Source organism: Lysobacter oryzae DSM 21044 (assembly GCF_059568595.1).
In genome coordinates this window covers 305,077-322,813 of the sequence record NZ_JCANTQ010000012.1, presented here as the reverse complement: position 1 = coordinate 322,813, position 17,737 = coordinate 305,077, and the positions used below count along the sequence as shown (strand labels likewise).

Annotated in this window: 18 protein-coding genes; 9 read left to right on the top strand and 9 right to left on the bottom strand. The window is 71.1% G+C overall.

Annotated elements, in window-relative coordinates:
- Positions 1 to 13 precede the first annotated feature (13 nt).
- The 4 genes from BP05_RS11980 to oleC form a co-directional block, all read right to left on the bottom strand.
- Complete coding sequence (locus tag BP05_RS11980) at positions 14 to 172, bottom strand: DUF1328 domain-containing protein (RefSeq protein WP_496363720.1); 159 nt, start codon at positions 170 to 172, stop codon at positions 14 to 16.
- A gap of 131 nt (positions 173 to 303) precedes the next feature.
- Positions 304 to 486: a hypothetical protein gene (locus BP05_RS11975; RefSeq protein WP_496363718.1), complete on the bottom strand. Its 183-nt coding sequence runs from the start codon at positions 484 to 486 to the stop codon at positions 304 to 306.
- A 304-nt stretch (positions 487 to 790) separates the two neighbouring features.
- Positions 791 to 1,783 (bottom strand): 2-alkyl-3-oxoalkanoate reductase, encoded by a 993-nt coding sequence (gene oleD / locus BP05_RS11970; protein WP_496363716.1) that lies wholly within the window; start codon positions 1,781 to 1,783, stop codon positions 791 to 793.
- A complete protein-coding gene (gene oleC / locus BP05_RS11965; RefSeq protein WP_496363714.1) occupies positions 1,780 to 3,453 on the bottom strand; it encodes an olefin beta-lactone synthetase in 1,674 nt (557 codons plus the stop codon). The genes oleD and oleC overlap by 4 nt, the downstream gene beginning before the upstream one ends.
- A gap of 81 nt (positions 3,454 to 3,534) precedes the next feature.
- Here oleC and BP05_RS11960 point away from each other — a divergent pair, with 81 nt between their 5' ends.
- Complete coding sequence (locus BP05_RS11960) at positions 3,535 to 3,918, top strand: YkgJ family cysteine cluster protein (protein WP_496363712.1); 384 nt, start codon at positions 3,535 to 3,537, stop codon at positions 3,916 to 3,918.
- A 22-nt stretch (positions 3,919 to 3,940) separates the two neighbouring features.
- On the opposite strand, the gene BP05_RS11955 is transcribed toward BP05_RS11960, so the two are convergent.
- A complete protein-coding gene (locus BP05_RS11955) occupies positions 3,941 to 4,849 on the bottom strand; it encodes an alpha/beta fold hydrolase (RefSeq protein ID WP_496363710.1) in 909 nt (302 codons plus the stop codon).
- A gap of 268 nt (positions 4,850 to 5,117) precedes the next feature.
- Between BP05_RS11955 and BP05_RS11950 the strand changes: the two genes are divergently transcribed.
- Positions 5,118 to 5,924 carry a DUF3050 domain-containing protein gene (locus BP05_RS11950; RefSeq protein WP_496363708.1) on the top strand — a complete coding sequence of 269 codons (807 nt, stop codon included), beginning with the start codon at positions 5,118 to 5,120 and terminating at the stop codon, positions 5,922 to 5,924.
- Between the two features lie 68 nt (positions 5,925 to 5,992).
- Here BP05_RS11950 and BP05_RS11945 read toward each other — a convergent pair whose 3' ends face one another.
- The 3 genes from BP05_RS11945 to BP05_RS11935 form a co-directional block, all read right to left on the bottom strand.
- Positions 5,993 to 7,015, bottom strand: coding sequence for a 3-oxoacyl-ACP synthase III (locus BP05_RS11945; protein ID WP_496363706.1), 1,023 nt, complete (start codon positions 7,013 to 7,015; stop codon positions 5,993 to 5,995).
- A 194-nt stretch (positions 7,016 to 7,209) separates the two neighbouring features.
- Positions 7,210 to 7,539: a DUF4156 domain-containing protein gene (locus tag BP05_RS11940; protein ID WP_496363704.1), complete on the bottom strand. Its 330-nt coding sequence runs from the start codon at positions 7,537 to 7,539 to the stop codon at positions 7,210 to 7,212.
- 124 nt (positions 7,540 to 7,663) lie between these two features.
- Positions 7,664 to 10,555, bottom strand: coding sequence for a M16 family metallopeptidase (locus BP05_RS11935; RefSeq protein WP_496363702.1), 2,892 nt, complete (start codon positions 10,553 to 10,555; stop codon positions 7,664 to 7,666).
- A 332-nt stretch (positions 10,556 to 10,887) separates the two neighbouring features.
- Between BP05_RS11935 and BP05_RS11930 the strand changes: the two genes are divergently transcribed.
- The 6 genes from BP05_RS11930 (at position 10,888) to BP05_RS11905 (ending at position 14,638) form a co-directional block, all read left to right on the top strand.
- Positions 10,888 to 11,592 carry an SDR family oxidoreductase gene (locus BP05_RS11930; RefSeq protein ID WP_496363700.1) on the top strand — a complete coding sequence of 235 codons (705 nt, stop codon included), beginning with the start codon at positions 10,888 to 10,890 and terminating at the stop codon, positions 11,590 to 11,592.
- A 55-nt stretch (positions 11,593 to 11,647) separates the two neighbouring features.
- Entirely contained in the window at positions 11,648 to 12,127 is a 480-nt protein-coding gene (locus tag BP05_RS11925; protein WP_496363698.1) for a tRNA (cytidine(34)-2'-O)-methyltransferase, read from the top strand.
- A 75-nt stretch (positions 12,128 to 12,202) separates the two neighbouring features.
- On the top strand, positions 12,203 to 13,099 hold the full coding sequence (locus BP05_RS11920) for a helix-turn-helix domain-containing protein (protein ID WP_496363696.1): 897 nt from the start codon (positions 12,203 to 12,205) through the stop codon (positions 13,097 to 13,099).
- A gap of 66 nt (positions 13,100 to 13,165) precedes the next feature.
- On the top strand, positions 13,166 to 13,525 hold the full coding sequence (locus tag BP05_RS11915; protein WP_496363694.1) for a VOC family protein: 360 nt from the start codon (positions 13,166 to 13,168) through the stop codon (positions 13,523 to 13,525).
- Positions 13,526 to 13,697: 172 nt separating this feature from the next.
- A complete protein-coding gene (locus BP05_RS11910) occupies positions 13,698 to 14,096 on the top strand; it encodes an ArsR/SmtB family transcription factor (RefSeq protein ID WP_496363692.1) in 399 nt (132 codons plus the stop codon).
- Positions 14,093 to 14,638, top strand: coding sequence for an SRPBCC family protein (locus BP05_RS11905; protein ID WP_496363690.1), 546 nt, complete (start codon positions 14,093 to 14,095; stop codon positions 14,636 to 14,638). The genes BP05_RS11910 and BP05_RS11905 overlap by 4 nt, the downstream gene beginning before the upstream one ends.
- Before the next feature lie 122 nt (positions 14,639 to 14,760).
- Here the strand turns inward: BP05_RS11905 and BP05_RS11900 are convergent, their stop codons facing one another.
- Positions 14,761 to 15,426, bottom strand: coding sequence for a DUF4142 domain-containing protein (locus BP05_RS11900; RefSeq protein ID WP_496363688.1), 666 nt, complete (start codon positions 15,424 to 15,426; stop codon positions 14,761 to 14,763).
- A 209-nt stretch (positions 15,427 to 15,635) separates the two neighbouring features.
- On the opposite strand from BP05_RS11900, the gene BP05_RS11895 reads away from it, so the two are divergent.
- Positions 15,636 to 17,726, top strand: a complete 2,091-nt coding sequence (locus BP05_RS11895) for a TonB-dependent receptor family protein (protein WP_496363686.1) — start codon at positions 15,636 to 15,638, stop codon at positions 17,724 to 17,726.
- Positions 17,727 to 17,737: the final 11 nt, after the last annotated feature.

Sequence of the window (17,737 nt, the reverse complement as noted above, 5' to 3'; positions counted from 1 at the left end):
GGACGCAGCGTTGTCAGACGCGGCGGCCGCGCAGCAGCGAAATCACACCCAGCACGAGGAAGATGACGAACAGGATCCACGCGATGTTGCTGGCGGCACCGGCGATGCCGGTGAAGCCGAGCACGGCGGCGATGACCGCGATGACGAAGAAGACAACGGCGTAGTGCAGCATGCGAGCCTCCAGAACGATGCGCCGACTGGCGCACGAACATGCTCGCCGCGCCGCAGTCGTCGGCCGGTGACGACCGCGGCGTTCGTCTAGGACGCCTTCAGCCGGATGACGCCGGTGTCAACGCCGCGCGCCTAGTGGCGGTGATGGTGGTCGTGGTGGTCGCCGTGCCAGCGCCACAGCGCCGACAGCGACAGGCCGAAGAAGACCGCGCACCAGAACCACGCGAGCGTGCCCGCGACGGAGGGCAGGCCACTGAGGCCGAAGGCCGCCGCGATCAGGGCGAGAGCGAGGAAGATGGCCGAGCCGTACAACATGGGAGCCTCCCGGCGGCGCGACCGCGCGGGTGTGGGTCGATGCTCGCCGATCGGGCCTTATCGATCGGTGACGACGCGCCGCGCCGGGAGCGCACCGCATGCGATGCCGTCGAGCGCGCCGCAGCGCACGGGAAGATGCGGACGCAGGCTGTTGCTGCAATTCCGGCCGCGCCATCGGTGCGATGCCGCGGACGGTCATCCACACCCGATGCCGTCGAGCGGGCCGCAACGCGCGGGGAGTGGCGGATGCGGGCGGTTGCGGCACTCACTGCCGGGCAGCCAGCATCGGCGCCCGGCCGTTCACTCAAGCACGCAGGGCCGCCGCCAACCGCGCCAGTCCCTCGTCGATCGTCACGCGCGGCACGTAACCGAAGTCCGCCCGCGCCGGTCCCATGTCGTACCAGTGCGTCGTGCTCAGCTGCTCGGCCAGGAAGCGCGTCATCGGCGGCTCGCCCTTGAGCGGCAGCACGTGCCACAGGCCTTCGCACACCGCGCCGACTGCGTAGGCCACGCCGAACGGAATGGTCTTGTCGACCGGCGGCGCGCCCGCGGCGAGCAGCAGGCCGTTGACGATCTCGCGCACGCTGCGCGGCTCGCCGTTGCTGATGAAGTAGGCGCGGCCGGCGCAGCGCGCGCCGGTGGCGAGATGGTCGAAGGCATCGAAGTGCGCCTGCGCGGCGTTGTCGACGTAGGTCGTGTCGATGCGGTTGTGGCCATCGCCGACGAAGCGCAGGCGCCCGGCCCTGGCGCGTTCGACCAGGCGCGGCAGCAGCTGGTTGTCGCCGACGCCCCAGATCAGGCGCGGCCGCAGCGCCACGGTCGCGAGCGCGTTGTCGTTGGCGGCCAGCACCAGCCGTTCGGCGATCAGCTTGGTCGCGGCGTACGGCGCCTTGAGATGCTCGCCGTACGGCACGGTGTCGGCGGTGCCGCCCTCGACCGGGTGGGTGGCGCGATGGGTGACGCTGGGCGTGGAGGTGTAGACGAGCTTGCCGATGCGGTGGATGCGGCAGGCTTCGATCACGTTCTGCGTGCCAGTCACGTTCGCGTCGAAGTAGCTGCGATAGCTGCCCCAGGCGCCGGCCTTGGCCGCGTTGTGGAACACCGCGTCGCAGCCCTGCGCGGCCGCGATCACCGCATCGCGCAGGGCGAGGTCGCCCTGCACCTGCTGCACGCCGATCGCGGCGAGGGCGGGATAGCGGCCGCGGTTGAAGCTGACCACCTCGTGCCCGCGCGCGCGCAGGCCGCGGCACAGCGCCTGGCCGAGGAAGCCGCCGCCGCCGGTGACGAGGATCTTCATGCGCTGGCTCCCTGCTGCTGCGCCCACGCCGCGAGCTTCTCGCGGCCGATCTTGGCGTTGTGGCGGATGTCGACCGGAAATTTGGGATGGCGCAGGAAGCGGCCGATGCGCGCGGTGTGCGGCCGGGCCTGGCCGAGCACGTGCAGTTCGCGCGCGATCCGCGGCCACTCGCCGCGGGCCACGCCGCCGGCCAGTTCCACGCAGAGCACCGGTTCCTGCGCCCCGTTCGCGCCGATCCCGACCAGCGCGGTGCGGCGCACGTCGGGGTGGGTGTTGAACACCGGTTCGACCTGCTCGGTGTACAGCGGGCCGCCGGCGGCTTCGACGCGGTGCGACTTGCGCCCGCAGAACCACAGGCGGCCTTCGCCGTCGACGTAGCCCACGTCGCCCATGCGATGGACGATGCGCTCGCTGCCGTCGGCCAGGGTCTCGCGGATCTTCGCCAGCCGCGTCTGCGCATCACGGTTGAAGTAGCTGTCGGTCGCGGTCGGGCCGGCGACGGTGATCTCGCCCACCTGGCCGGCGGACAGCACGTCCACCTCGGACCACGCGGCGATCGCGTCGTCGCGGATGCGGATGATGCGCACCTCGTTGGGCGCGACCGCGTGGCCGACGCAGGTGCCCGCGCCGGCTTCGGTCGCCGCGCGCGTGGCCTGCAGCTCGCGGCCTTCGATCACCGCGACCGGCAGGCATTCGGTCGCGCCGTACGGCGTCCAGAACTGCGCGTGCTCCGGCAGCAGCTCGCGCATGCGCGCGACCACGTCGGCCGGCACCGGCGCGCCCGCGGACGTGACCCGCTGCAGCGTCGGCAGCGGTTCGTCGTGGCGGGCGAGCACGCCCATCAATGCGGGCGAGCCGAACAGCTGGTCGACGCCGTAGCGCGCGATCGCGTCGTGCAGCCGGCGCGGATCGGCCTGCGCCGGCCTGGTCGGGTCCATGTCGGGAATGACCGAGGTCAGCCCCAGCGCCGGATCGAACAGGGCGAACGGCGGGAACGTCGGCAGGTCGACGCCACCCGCCGCGATGCCGAACGCGTCGCGCAGCAACGCGATCTGCGCGACGAAGTGGCGGTGCCGGTAGACCACCCCCTTGGGCACGCCGGTGGAGCCGCTGGTGAACAGGATTGCGGCGACCTCGTCCGGTTGCGTGTCGGCCAACTGCGGACCGGCTTGGGCGCCGTCGCGTTCGACCTGCGCCAGGGTGGCATCGGCGAACAGCGCGCGCCGGCCGGTGGTGATGCGGGTACGCGCCGACTTCGCCCAGCCCAGCAGCACGCGCGCGACCTGCGCCAGCGGAATGCCGATGAAGGCCTCCGGCTGCGCTTCGTCGAGGCACTGCTTCAAGGCGCGCTTGTCGATCCCCGGATCGACCAGCACCGGCACGGCGCCGGCCTTGAACAACGCGAACATCAGCAGGAAGAACTCCGGCGTCGGCCGCACCATCACCACGGCGCGGGTGCCGCGCACGACGCCGTGCTTCGCCAGGCCCGCGGCGATCGCGTCGCTGCGCGCATCGAGTTCGCGGTAGCTCAGCGTGGTGTCGTAGCGCGCCAGGCCGTCCGGCCCGCGCGCGCCCGGGCAACGCATGGCGATGCGATCGGGGAACTGCGCGGCCAGGCGCGGCAGCGAGGCGGCGATGTTGCAAGCGTCGGCACGGACGTCGGTAGGCATGCGGCTATTGTCGCCTGAAGCGGCGGAATCGCCGCCACGCCCCGGGTAAAATGCGGGCCCGGCTCGACCCGTGCAGTTCCCGTGACCCACCCCTGCCTCACCTGCGGCGCGTGCTGCGCCTACTTCCGCGTCAGCTTCCACTGGTCGGAGACCGACCCGGCGCTGGGCGGGCACGTGCCGTCGGAGCTGACCGAGCCGCTGCGCGCGCACGAACGCGCCATGCGCGGCACGTCGCAGGCGAACCCGCGCTGCATCGCGCTCGATGCCGACATCGGCCGCTACAGCCGCTGCAGCATCCACGACCGCCGGCCCTCGGTCTGCGCGCTGGTGCCGGCGTCGTACGAATTCGGCCAAGCCAGCGCGCAGTGCGACAAGGCGCGGCTCGCGCACGGCTTGCCGCTGCTGACGCCGCAGGATTGGGTCGGCGTCAGCGACGCCGAGCGCAACCCGTTGCCGGATTGCTGACGCCCGTTGCGCCCGCGCGCGATCAGGCGAGCGGGTGCGTGTCGAGGAAGCGGCGGATCGCCGGCACCAGCACGTCGGCCTTGTCTTCCAGCACGTAGTGGTTGGCGTCCGCGAACGCGTGCACTTCCGCGTCCGGCAGCGCGGCGCGGAAACCGTCGAGGAAGTGCCGGTCGAAGACGAAGTCCTTCAGGCCCCAGCCGATGAACGCCGGGCGGTCGGCGAATTCGGGCAGGCGCTGGCCGGCCTGCTCCAGCAACGGCCACGCCTGGTCGCCGGGGCCGAGCGGGATGTCCTGCATGAAGCGCACGGTGCTGATGCGGTTGGCCCAGGAGTCGTACGGCGCGACATAGGCGCGGCGCACGGCGGCCGGCATCTTCCTTTCCACGCCGATGTACGACGCGCCCGACGAGAACGCGTTGAACGCGCGGATCACCAGCGCGCCGACCTTCCAGTCGCGGCCGAACGCGATCTGCCAGGGCATCGGCTTGGCCGCCGGCAGCGGGAACGCGGCGGTGTTGGTGATCACCAGCCGCTTGACCTGCGCCGCGTGCGCGAGCGCCCAGCCAAAACCGATCATTCCACCCCAGTCGTGCACCGCCAGGGTCACCGGGCCGGTGATGCCCAGCTTCGCCAGCAGGGTTTCGACATCGTCGACGCGCGACTGCAGGGTGTAGGCGTAGCGATCGTCGCCGGGCTTGTCCGACAGGCCCATGCCGACGTGGTCGGGGACGATGCAGCGGTAGCGATCGCGCAGGCCCAGCACCAGCTTGCGCCAGTAGTAACTCCACGACGGGTTGCCGTGCAGCATCACCACGACCTCGCCGTCGCGCGGGCCTTCGTCGAGGTACGACATCGCGATGCCGGGGCGGATCTCGATCCGCTGCGGCGAAAACGGATAGTCGGGAAGGGAAGCCGGGAACGACGAAGCCATGCGGGTCTGCCAGGGAATCTGCCGAGGTGCGGGGCAGGACGGCCCAGCGAACAGGGGCGCCATTATGCCGTCCTAACCCCAGTCGCTGCCCGCGCCGATCCCCGGCGCCCGCCCGGTTTGCCGCGGGCGCGGCGGCGGTAAGAAACCGTGACGCAGGCACGCCAGGCCGTAACCGGAAACCTCCACTCTGGAAATGGACGCGGACGCGTCCTGGACACGCCTGCCCGGCCCGGCAGGCGCTTTTTTCGCCTATCCAAGGAGAACGGTAATGGCAGCAGTAATGGATCTGCATCAAACCGATCGCGCGGCCGCCGACGCGGCGACCCTCGCCGATCTGCACACCCGGCTCGAACTGCATCCGGTGTTCGCGGCGCTCGCCGACCTCGGCGACCTGCGCCAGTTCATGCGCGCGCACGTGTTCGCCGTGTGGGACTTCATGAGCCTGCTCAAGCGGCTGCAGCGCGACCTCACCTGCACGCAGGTGCCGTGGGTACCGCCGCGCGACCGGGTCGCCTCGCACCTGATCAACGAGATCGTGCTCGGCGAGGAGAGCGACCTGCGTCCCGATGGCGAACCGGCCAGCCACCTCGACATCTACCTCGACGCGATGCGCGAAGTGGGCGCCGACACGGCGCAGTTCGCACGCTTCCTGGAGCTGCTCGACGGCGGGATGGAACCGCTGGATGCGCTGCACACGGTCGGTGCGCCCGACCACGTGCGCGCCTTCGTCGGCCACACCCTGCGCGTGGCGCGCGAGGACAGCACGCTCGCGGTGATGACCAACTTCTTCCACGGCCGCGAGAGCGTGATCCCGCAGATGTTCGGCGCGCTGCTGGCGCGCTGGCACGTCGACGAGGGCGCGGCGCCGATGTTCGTGTTCTACCTCAAGCGCCACATCGAGGTGGACGGCGAATCGCATGGGCCGATGGCGCAGCAGATCATCGAACGCGCGATCGGCGACGATCCGGCGCGCAGGGCGCAGGTGCTGGAGGCGGCGGTGGACGCCGTGCGTGCGCGCATCGCGCTGTGGGACGGCGTGCTGGCGGCACTGCAGGCACAGCCGCAGGCCGCGTAGGCCGGCGCAAAACGACCGCGGGGTGCCAGTGGCACCCCGCGGTACTTCGCAAACGGTCTAGCCGCGGCTTACCAGACGACTTCGGCCATCGAGCAGTTCAGGCCCGAGCCGATGCCGAGCAGGGCAACGCGCGTGCCCTTCTTCAGCCGGCCCATCTCGCGCAGCTTGCTCAGCACGATCGGCACCGAGGCCGGACCGATGTTGCCGTGCTCGCCGAAGATGGTCATGACCTTCTTCGGATTGATACCGAAGGCCTTGAGGAAGGCCTGGGTGTGCGCCTTGCTGACCTGGTGGATCACGAACTCGTCGAGCTCGTCGACCACCCAGCCCAGCGCCTGGCGCGCGGCGGTGAAGGTCTTCTGGCCGAGCTTGACGCCCTCGATCATCAGCATGCGGCCGTCGGCGACCATGCGGTCGTGGTTGACGTCGCCGCGGCACAGGTGGTTCCACTCGGTGGCCGAGCGGGTGACGCTGCCGCGGTAACGCGGCGCGCCCGGCACCAGTTCGGCGCGCGCCAGCACCATCGCCGCGGCGCCGGAACCCAGCGTCAGCGTGGCCATCTCGTCGCGGAACTGTTCGGCGGTGACGCCGTCCTTGCTCAGCCGCTCCATGGTCTTCTCGTAGGCGAGGTTGGCGGTCTCGCCGTCGACCACCAGGGCGTAGTCGATCTCGCCGCGCTCGATCATGCGCCCGGCGATGTCCATGCCGTTGAGGAAGGCAAGACAGGCGTTGGCGATGTCGAAGTTCTGGCAGTTCTCGCCCAGGCGCAGGTTGCCGGACACGATCGAGGCCGTCGACGGCTCGAGGTAGTCGCGGCTCACCGAGGTGTTGACCAGCAGGCCGATGCGGTCGGCATCGATGCCGGCATCGGCCAGCGCCTTGACGCCGGCGAGCGTGGCCGCGTCGGAAGGCAGCATGTCGCCATCCCACAGGCGGCGCTCGTTCACGCCGGCGACGTCCTGCAGCACGTTGGTCTTGATGCCAAGACGGTCCATCGTCGGCTTGAGGCGGGCGTGGATCTCGTCGGAGGTCAGTCGACGCGGGGCGTCGATATGCGCCAGACCGGCAATGGCAACGTGTTGGAACAGCATGGGGAGGCAACCTGGCGAAAAAAGCGCGTCAGATTAACGCTTTGTCGACATGGTTGCACCGGCCGCAGGTCGCAAGTCCCTGGGGCGCCGGCGAAACTGCACGGTTCAGGCCGATTCCAGCGGGTCGCGCCAGGTCCGGGCGGTGGTGATGCCGTCCGGATACGGAATGGGCCCGGTTGGTACGGAGCGCCGGCTCAGCGCCGGCAGCGGTAGGCGGCGAAGCGCTGCTCGCCGTCGCGGGGCTCGGACAGCGGCTGCAGGGTGTCGGCCTGCAGGCCCGGGCCTTCGTTGCGGGCCAGGGTCTCCAGCTCCTCGCGCACGCGCAGCGGGTTGCGCTCGTAGAAGCCGATCTTGCCCTTCACCGACACGGCGATCTCGCCGCGCTGCTCGCAACCGGAAGGGGCGGCGCCGGCGGGCACCACGCGCACCGCGGAGGCGCCGGGGGCCATGTGCACCCAGGTGCAGCCGCCGACGGCGAGGACACTGGCGGCCAGTGCGAGGGCGAGGACGACGGTGGGACGCATGCGACATCTCCGGGGAGCGATGCGCGTCATTGTTGCCGCGATGGGTGAATCAGGCAAAAACCTGCGTCACGTCCGCATGAAAAAGGCCCGCCGAAGCGGGCCTCTTTCCGGCGCGGCCGGCGGCTTACTTCGCCGGCTTGCCCGTGCCGACCGGCTTGCCGTCGGCGTCGAGGATGGTGATCTCGCCGAAGTTCAGCGCGCGCACCTTGGCTTCCATCTGCTTGAGGTCGCCCACGACCACCCAGGTCAACGCGTTCGGATCGATCGCCTTGGCCGCGGTGTTGACCTGCGCCGCGTCCATGCCCTCGATCTCGGCCTTGCGCTTGAACACGTAGTCGTCCGGGCGCTGGTAGCGGACGATGCCGCCGATCGTGCCCATCACCGAGCCGGCGGTCTCGTACGCACCCGGCAGGCTGCGGATCTTGATCGCCTGGATGCGCGCGACTTCCGCCGGCGTGGCCGGCTTGCTGCCGTCGGTGTACTCGACGATCTCGCGGCGCATCTCGGCCATCGCGTCGGCGGCCTTGTCGATCTGCACCGGCGCCACCGCCAGCCACGGGCGCTGGCCGAGCGCATCGCGCAGCGACGAACGCGCGCCGTACGACCAGTGCTTGTCCTCGCGCAGGTTCATGTTGAGGCGCGCGGTGAAGTCGCCGCCGATCACGGTGTTGGCGATGTCGAGCTTGATCGCGCCCGGATCCTTGGTCGACGGCATCAGCTCGCCGGCGTAGATGTTGGCCTGCACCGAACCGGGCTGGTCGATCAGGAACACGCGCGGCTTGGTCGGACGCGCGACCGTCGGGATCTGCAGCGGCGCCGGCTTGGCGCCCTGCGCCTTCCAGTTGCCGAAGTGCTTCTCCAGCGCCGGCACGATGTCCTTCAGGGTGGTGTCGCCGACGACCACCAGGGTGGCGCCGTCCGGGCGCACCCACGCGCGGTGGTAGGCGAGCAGGTCGTCGCGGGTGAGCGCCTTGATCGTGGCCTCGGTGCCGGTGCCGCTGAGCGGCATCGCGTACGGGTGGCCCTCGCCGAACAGCAGCGGCGGCAGCACGCGCGTGGCCGCGCCGTTGGGTTCGGCCTTCTCCTGCGCGATCGACGCCAGCCACATGCCGCGCAGGCGCTCGATGTCCTTCGGGTCGAAGCGCGGGCGCTGCAGCATGTCGGCGAACAGCGCCAGCGACGGGTCGAGGTTTTCCTTCAGCGCCGACAGGTAGGCGTTGCCGCCGTCGAGCGAGGCGCCGGCGCCCAGGCTCGCGCCCAGCGATTCGGCGCGGTCGCCGAAGGCCAGCGCGTCATAGCTGCCCGCGCCTTCATCGAGCATGCCCAGGGTGAAGTTCGCGGTGCCCAGCTTCTGGCCCGCATCGGTGGCGTAACCGCCGTCGAACAGGTAGCTGAACTGCACCACCGGCACGTCGTGGCGTTCGGCCAGGATCACCTGGGTGCCGTTGCTCAGCGTGGCGCGCTGCAGCGCCGGGAACTTGAGCTCCGGGAAGTCCTTGGGCACCTGCACGCCGGCCTTGCGGTCGACGTCGACCTTGACCGTCCTGTACTTGCCATCGGCCTTGGGCAGCGTCAGCGGGCTCGGCGTCGCCGCCGGCTCTTCCGGCAGCGCGGTGCGCGCGCCGGGCTCGATCACCAGGGTGTGGTCGCCCTTGCCCAGCCACTTGCGGCCGGTGGCCTGCACGTCGGCGACCGAGGCGGTCTCGATCGTCTTCAGGCTGTCGCGGTAGCAGTCCGGCTTGCCGGTGTAGACCGCGCACTCGGCCAGCGTGTCGGCCTTGCCGCCGAAGCCGCCGATGCGCTCGACGCCGCGCACGAAGCCGGCTTTGAACACGGTGCGGGCCTGCGCCAGCTCGGCCGCGCCCGGGCCGTCGGCGAGCAGCTTCTTCAGCTCCTCGTCGATCACCGCTTCCACCTTCTTCGCGTCCACGCCCTGCTTGACGTCGGCGGTGATGAGGAAGGTGGAGCCCAGCTGCGACGCGTACGCGCCGGCCGAGACGTGGTCGACCAGCTTGTCCTGGTGCAGCAGGCGCTTGTCCAGGCGCGAGCTGCGGCTGCCGCCGAGCACCTGGGCGAACAGCTGCAGGCGGTCGAGGTCGGGCGCGCCGTACTCGGCGACATTCCAGGCGCGGTAGATGCGCGTCTGCGGCACCTTGTCCTGCATCACCGAACGCGTCGATTCGGCGCGCGGCGCGGGATCGACCTTCGGCTGCGCCATGCTCGGCGTCGCCGGGATGTCGCCGAAATACCTGGCGACCTTTTCCTTCGCGGTCTTCGCGTCGATGTCGCCGGCCAGCACCAGCACCGCGTTGTTCGGGCCGTACCAGGTGCGGAACCAGTTCTTCACGTCCTCCAGCGAGGCCGCGTTGAGGTCGTTCATCGAGCCGATGACGGTGTGGTGGTACGGATGGCCGGCCGGGTACATGACCTCGGTCAGCACGTCGAAGGCCTGGCCGTAGGGTTCGTTCTCGCCCTCGCGCTTCTCGTTCTGGACCACGCCGCGCTGCTCGTCGAGCGTCTTCTGGTCGATCGCGCCGAGCAGGTGGCCCATGCGGTCCGACTCCATCCACAGTGCCATGTCGAGCGCGGTGGTCGGCACGTTCTCGAAGTAGTTGGTGCGGTCGGTGTTGGTGGTGCCGTTCTGGTCGGTCACGCCGACCTGCTTGAAGGGCACGAAGTACTCGCCCGGGTGGTTCTCCGAGCCGTTGAACATCAGGTGCTCGAACAGGTGCGCAAAGCCGCTGCGGCCGAGCGGCTCGTCCTTGCTGCCCACGTGGTACCAGATGTTCACCGCGACGATCGGCGCCTTGCGGTCGGTGTGCACGATCACGCGCAGGCCGTTGGGCAGGGTGAACTCCTCGTAGGGGATGGCGACCTCGGCGGCGGGCGCCTTGGCGTAGGCGGCCTGCGGGGCGAAGGTCGCGCCGCCGACGGCAGTGGCCAGGGCGACGGCGAGGACGGCAGCGCGCGGGCCGTGATTGGCGAAGGCAGCGCGCTTGAGCGAAGCGAAGGACATGCGAACTCCTGTTCGGGAATAGGTCGGATCTGCGCCGGGGTGGCCCAACCACCGGACCGGCGGATGGTACGGCGCGGTCCGGCGCGCGGCATGGGTCACAAGTCCCGCCCCGCCCGCGAGCGCACCACTTGCGGTTCGCTCCGCGCGCGCGCGCGGGCGGGCTGGGGCATCCAGTTGCGAGTTTTGGGCGCCACGCGCGGAAACCCGACCGCGGCAATGCTGAACGCGCCGCAGCGCGCCACCTCCCGCGCGTGCCGCCGGTGCGCCGGCGGCGCTCCCCACGGCGCTCACCCCGTTTGGTCGATACTCGCGTCCTCTCCGGGAGCCCACCCATGCCCCAGTCACCCCGCCGCAGCCTCGTCACCGGCGCCAACCGCGGCCTCGGCCTGGAATTCGTGCGCCAGCTGCTGGCCCGCGGCGACCGCGTCGTCGCCGCCTGCCGCCAGCCCGGCCGGGCGACCGAGCTCAACCACCTCGCCGGCGAGCATCCCGGCCGCCTGCACGTGCTGCCGCTGGACGTGGCCGACGAGAAGTCGCGCACGGCCTTCGCCCACGAGCTGCCGCTGGTCGCCGACGGCATCGACCTGCTGATCAACAACGCCGGCGTGCTGCATTCGGGCGAACGCTGGGGCAGCGTGAGCGCGGCGACGCTCGAGGACAGCCTGCGCACCAACGCGGTCGGGCCGTTCCTGCTGACCCAGGCGCTGGCGTCGCAGCTCGTCGATGGCGCCACCGTCGCCAACCTGTCCTCGATGATGTCCTCGCTCGGCGACGACCCCGATTTCCACTCGCCCAGCTACCGCATCAGCAAGACCGCGCTGAACATGGCGACGAAGATGCTGGCCAAGGCGCTGGAGCCGCGCGGCATCAGCGTGATCGCGCTGTGCCCGGGCTGGGTGCTGACCGACATGGGCGGCAGCGGCGCACAGATCAGCGCGACCGATTCGGTCGCGGCGCTGCTGCGGACGATCGCGGCGGCGACGCCGGAGCGCAGCGGCGGGTTCTACGACCGCTTCGGCAAGGCGATGGCCTGGTAGTGGGCATGCCGGTGTAGGCGATACTCGCGCGCCGCGCGCCGCCCCTTTCGACACCATGTTCCACGTCATCCTGTTCCAGCCCGAGATCCCGCCCAACACCGGCAACGTGATCCGCCTGTGCGCCAACACCGGCGCGCGCCTGCACCTGGTGCGGCCGCTGGGCTTCACGCTGGAGGATGCGCAGCTGCGCCGCGCCGGGCTCGATTACCACGAGTACGCGACCCTGCAGGTGCACGACTCCCTGGCCGCGGCGCTCGCCGCGATCGAAGGCGAGACCGGAACGCCGCCGCGGGTGTTCGCATTGAGCACGCGCGGCACGGTGCGCTTCGACGGCGTCGCGTACCGGCCGGGCGACGCCTTCCTGTTCGGCCCGGAGACGCGCGGGCTGCCCGCCGACGTGCTCGACGGCGTGCCGGCGGCGCAGCGGCTGCGCCTGCCGATGCGCCCGGACAACCGCAGCCTCAATCTATCCAACACCGTGGCGGTGGTCGTGTTCGAGGCCTGGCGCCAGCACGGCTTCGACGGCGGCGCCTGATACGCGACGGCGCCGGAACGCACTCGCGCCAAGACTGCTAACGCGCACCGCCGACGCCAGGCGTAGGCTGGCGCCATGGCCGAGCCCACCTCACCACCCACGGCTTCGGAAGGCGCAATGCAGGTCGCGCACCTGCATCGCGGCGCGCTGTCGGTGCTCGATTTCCGCTGCCAGGCCGGTCCGCAGACGCCGGTCGCAATCGAACGCCACGACCTGACCTCGGTGTCGTACGTGCGCCGCGGCAGCTTCGGCTATCGCGCGCGCGGCGAGGACTTCGAGCTGGTCGCCGGCTCGGTGCTGGTCGGCCATTGCGGCGACGAGTTCGTCTGCACCCACGACCATCACCACGGCGGCGACGAATGCCTGTCGTTCAAGCTCGCCGCGGAACTGGTCGACGAGTTCGGCGCGAGTCCACGGCACTGGCGCACCGGCGGCCTGCCGCCGCTGCCGGAGCTGATGGTGCTGGGCGAACTCGCCCAGGCCGCTGTCGCCGGCGACAGCGATTTCGGCGTGGACGAAGCCGGCCTGCTGCTGGTCGGTCGCTACCTGGCGCTCGCCGGGCAGCGCCGGCGCCCGGCCCTGGCGGCGAGCACGCGCGACCGGCGCCGCGCCGTGGAAACCGCGCTGTGGCTGGACGAGCACGCCCACGAGGACGTCGACCTGCAGGCCACCGCGGCGCAGGCCGGCTTGAGCGCCTGGCACTTCCTGCGCCTGTTCGCGCGCGTGGTCGGGGTGACGCCGCACCAATACCTGTTGCGCGCGCGGCTGCGGCGGGCCGCGCAGCTGCTGGCCGGCGACGCGCGCCCGGTCACCGAAGTCGCGCTCGATGCCGGCTTCGCCGACCTGTCGAATTTCGTGCGCAGCTTCCATCGCGCCGCGGGCCTGCCGCCACGGCACTTCCGCCATGCCGCGCGCGGCGACCGCGAGCGCATCGCGGCGTTGGCACGACGCCTCGACCGCCGGCGCCACTAGCGCAATTTTCTCCAAGTACGCGCCCGCGGATCGCGCGACCCTGGCCGCCCCTCACGGAGAGCCGCCATGTACGACCACCTCGGATTGAAAGTGAAGAACCTCGACGCCAGCGTGCGCTTCTACGAGGCCGTGCTCGCGCCGCTGGGCCATGTGCTCGACTCGCGCTACGAAGGCGGCGCCGGTCTCGGCCCCAAGGACGCGGCGGTGCTGTGGCTGTACGAGGCCGCGAAGGCGGCTGGCGGCACCCACGTCGCGTTCACGGCGCCGGATCGCGCGGCGGTGGATGCGTTCCACGCGGCGGGCCTGGCCAACGGCGGGCGCGACAACGGCGCGCCCGGGCTGCGCCTGGATTACGCGCCGACGTATTACGCCGCGTTCCTGATCGATCCGGACGGAAACAACGTCGAGGCCGTCTGCATGACGTGAGTGCGCTGCGCCGCTTCCCACCTTCACCGGGTGCGGGAGACAGAGCCGACGCCTCCGCCGCTTGCTGGAGCCGGGCCTCGCCCGCTTGCAGGGCGAGGCCTCTTCGCGGTGCAAAAGAACATAGCTCAACCAAACGGTTGACAATGGAATCGGGCGGCGTATATTCAACCTTATGGTTGATAAATCCTCCACCCGCCTCGACGCCGTCTTCCGCGCCCTCGCCGACCCCACGCGCCGCGCCATGCTGCGCGATCTCGCCAAGGCGCCGCGCAGCATCGGCGAGCTCGCCGCGCCGTTCGAGATCTCGCTGGCCGGCGCGTCCAAGCACATCCAGATGCTGGAACGCGCGGGCCTGATCCAGCGCGAGGTGCAGGGGCGCGTCCACACCTGCCGGCTCGATGCGCGGCCGCTGCACGCCGGTGCCGAATGGATCCGCCATTACGAACGCTTCTGGAACCACAAGCTCGACGCCCTCGAAGCCCTGCTCAAGGCCGAGGACGCCGCCAAGCCCGCGCCGAAAGCGACTTCCAGGCGCACCCCCGCCCGCCGCTCCCCCAGGAGGAAACCATGAACCTCGCCCTGCCCGACGCCGACTACGGCGTCCGCACCGCTGCCGACACCGTGCGCGTGGAGCGCCTGCTGCCCGGGCCGATCGATCGCGTGTGGCAATACCTCACCGACGGCGCATTGCGCGCGCAGTGGCTGGCCGGTGGCGACATGGAGGCGCGCGCCGGCGGCCACGTCGAGCTGCAGTTCCACAATTCCGCGCTCACCGACAACGACGATCCGCCGCCGGCCAAGTACGCGAAGTACGACGACGCGCGCATGGGCGGCACGATCACCGAGTACGACCCGCCGCGACTGCTCGCCTACACCTGGGGCGAGGACGACGGCGCTTCGCATGTGCGCTTCGAGTTGAGCGCCCGCGGCGACCAGGTCGCGCTGGTGGTCACCCACAGCCGCCTGGCATCGCGCGACGGCATGCTCAGCGTCGCGGCCGGCTGGCACGCGCACCTCGACATCCTCCGCGACCGCTTGGACGGGCGCACGCCCGAGGGCCTGTGGCGCGCGCACACGCGCCTGGAAGCCGAGTACGCGCAACGGCTGCCCTGACGCACGGCTAGCGGACAGGCGGGAGGCGCCGCGGCTGGCGGCGCCTCCCGCTCGCGCCGGTGAGCGATCCGGCGCGTTGACACCCAACTCTGGCGCGGCGCCGCCGCTACTTCATCGTGGCCTTACTTCATCGTGGCCTGGAGTTCCTTGGCCTTGTCCAGGTGGCGCGCAACCGTGGCGCGCGTGGTGGTGAAGTGCTGGCGCACGTTGGCATCGGTAGCGGCCGGCAGCAGGGTGCTGTCGAACATCGCCAGCACGTCGGTGTGCCCGCGCACCATCGCGTCGACGTAGGCCTTCTCGTAGGCGGCACCGGCGTTGGCGTCGAGCGCGCGCAGGTCGGCCTCACCCTTCTGCTTCAGCGCCGTCACTGCCGCCGCGGTGGACGTGGCGGCGCCGAGCCGGGTGGTGTCGGTGAGATTCTTGCCGTGGTCGGTCTTCATCATCTGCGCGTAGTCGCGCACCTTGCCGGTGACGCTCTTGGCCAGGGCCTGGTCGGCGGCGGCGATCTCGTGCTCGTCCGCGGCGACCAGCCAGGCCAGGGCATCGGCCTGGGTGAGGGCGTTCGCCGCCGGGGCCGGCGTTGCGGTGTCGGCGGGTTCCGGCGTGACGGTCGCGACCGGGGCACTGGCCGCGCGATCGGCCTCGGCCGGCGTCGCCGTCGCGGCTGGCGTGCCCGGCTCCGCGGTGGACTGGCGGTCGTCCTCGACCGTGCGGCGGTCGCAACCGGACAACAGCAGCGGCAGCAGCAGCGCGATCGCAAGCGCTGCGCGGGATGTAATCGGTGTCATGTAGGTCTCCTCCGGCGCGGCCAGCGGCGCCTGCTTCGCGCGCAACGTAGGCCCGGCGCCGTGTAGGACGCGTGGCAGCGACCGTGCGCCTTCACTGCGTGCATACGCGGCCGCCGCGCGCCGTCGCCGGCGGCCGTTGTACGCTGCGGGCGGCTACGGACGAGGTGTACGTGCGGCTAACGGATCATCGTCGGATCGGATCGATCGCGTTGCTCATCGTTGCGCCGCTGCCCGCCGCGCGCGCGCAGGAGCACGTGCCCACGCTGCCGCGTGTGCAGGTTACGGCCACGCGAATCCCGCAGGCCGTGGACGCGGTCCCCGCGGCAGTCAGCGTGGTGCCGTTGCGGGCGGACCGCCGCGATGCGCTCGGCGCCGCCGTCGCCGAACGCCTGGTGGGCGTCCCCGGCGTGCTCGCGCGCTCGCGCCAGAACTTCGCCCAGGACGAGCAGCTGTCGATCCGCGGTTTCGGCACGCGCGCGAGCTTCGGCATCCGCGGCGTACGCCTGTATGTCGACGGCATTCCCGCCACCACGCCGGACGGCCAGGGCCAGCTCTCGCACTTCCCGCTGCTCGACGGCGCGCGCATCGAAGTGCTGCGTGGGCCGTTCTCGGCGCTGTACGGCAACGCCGCCGGCGGCGTGCTGCAACTGTTCACGGTCGATGGCGTGACACCGATGGAACTGGGATTGGAGAGCGCCGCCGGCAGCGACGGCGCGCGCCGCCTCGGCGTCGAACTGCGTGACCGGCGCGGCGACGTCGGCTACGTCGTCGGCCTCAACCGCTTCACGACGGACGGCTACCGCGACCACAGCCGCGCCGGGCGCACGCTGTTCAACGCCAAGCTCGGCGCCGCGCGCGGCGATTCCACCCTGACCCTGGTCGCCAATGGCCTGGCGGCGCCGGAAGCACTCGATCCGCTCGGCCTCGATCGTGCGTCGTTCGAAGCGAATCCGCGCCAGGCCGTCGATGCCGCGCACCGATTCAACACGCGCAAGTCGGTGGCGCAACGCCAGCTCGGCCTCACCTTCGCGCACGACGTCAGCGCCGGTGCGCAGCTGCGCCTGCTCGCCTACGCCGGCGAACGCGACATCACCCAGTACCTCGCCGTGCCCGTGGCGGCGCAGGCCAGCCCGCTCAGCGGCGGCGGCGTGATCGACCTGTCGTCGCCGTACGCGGGCATCGATGCTCGCTGGACCCGGACGACGACGCTGGCCGCTGCGCCGCTCGAACTGGTCGCGGGCGTGAGCCTGGATCGCCAGCAGCAGGACCGCCACGGTTACGAGAATTTCGTCGGCGCGCGCCTGGGCGTGCGTGGCGCTTTGCGCCTGTCGCAGGACGACGACGTGCGCGCGTTCGACCAGTACGCGCAAGCCACGTGGCATCCGGCGCCGGCGTGGACACTGATGGCGGGCATGCGCCACAGCGACCTGCGCTTCCGGTCGCACGACCGCTATGTCCGCACCGGCAATCCCGACGACAGCGGCACGGTGCGCTACCGCGCGACCTCGCCGGTGGCCGGCATCGGCTGGAAGCCGTCGCCCCATTGGCAGTGGTTCGCGGCGTGGGGGCGCGGTTTCGAGACACCCACCTTCAACGAGTTGGCCTACCGCAGCGACGGCGGCAGCGGTCCCAACTTCGGCCTGCGGCCGGCGCGCACGCGCAGCATGGAGGCCGGGATGAAATTCGCGCGCGGCGCCGCATCGGGCGAACTCGTGCTGTTCCGCGCCGATACCCGCGACGAACTCGCCGTCGCCACCAGCAGCGGCGGCCGCACCACGTTCCAGAACGCGGGCATGGCGCGGCGGCAGGGCATTGAATGGTCGGCGCAGGTGCCGTTGGGCACGCGCTGGCGTGGCGAGTTCGCTTTGACCTGGCTCGACGCGACGTTCCGCGACGGCTTCCTCGCCTGCGCAAGCACGCCCTGTCCCGTGGTCGCCACGCCGGTCGCCGCCGGCACGCGCATTCCCGGCACGCCGCGTGTAAATGCCTATGCCGCGCTGCAGTGGGGCGGCGACCAAGGTTGGCATTTGCGCGTGGATGCGCAGCATGTGGGCGCGGTGCCGGTGAATCCGTTCGACGACGAACGCGCTCCGGCCTATACCGTGCTCGGCGCCAGCGGCGGCTACGGCTTCGCTGCGCACGATGGCGAGGGCCGCGCGTTCCTCGCGGTGGGCAATCTTCTGGATCGTCGCTACGCCGGTTCGGTGATCGTCAACGAAGGCAACCGCCGCTATTACGAACCCGCGCCGGGCCGCACCATTACGGTGGGCCTGGAGTGGCGCTGGCACGCCGCGCGCTGACGCGCCTCCTT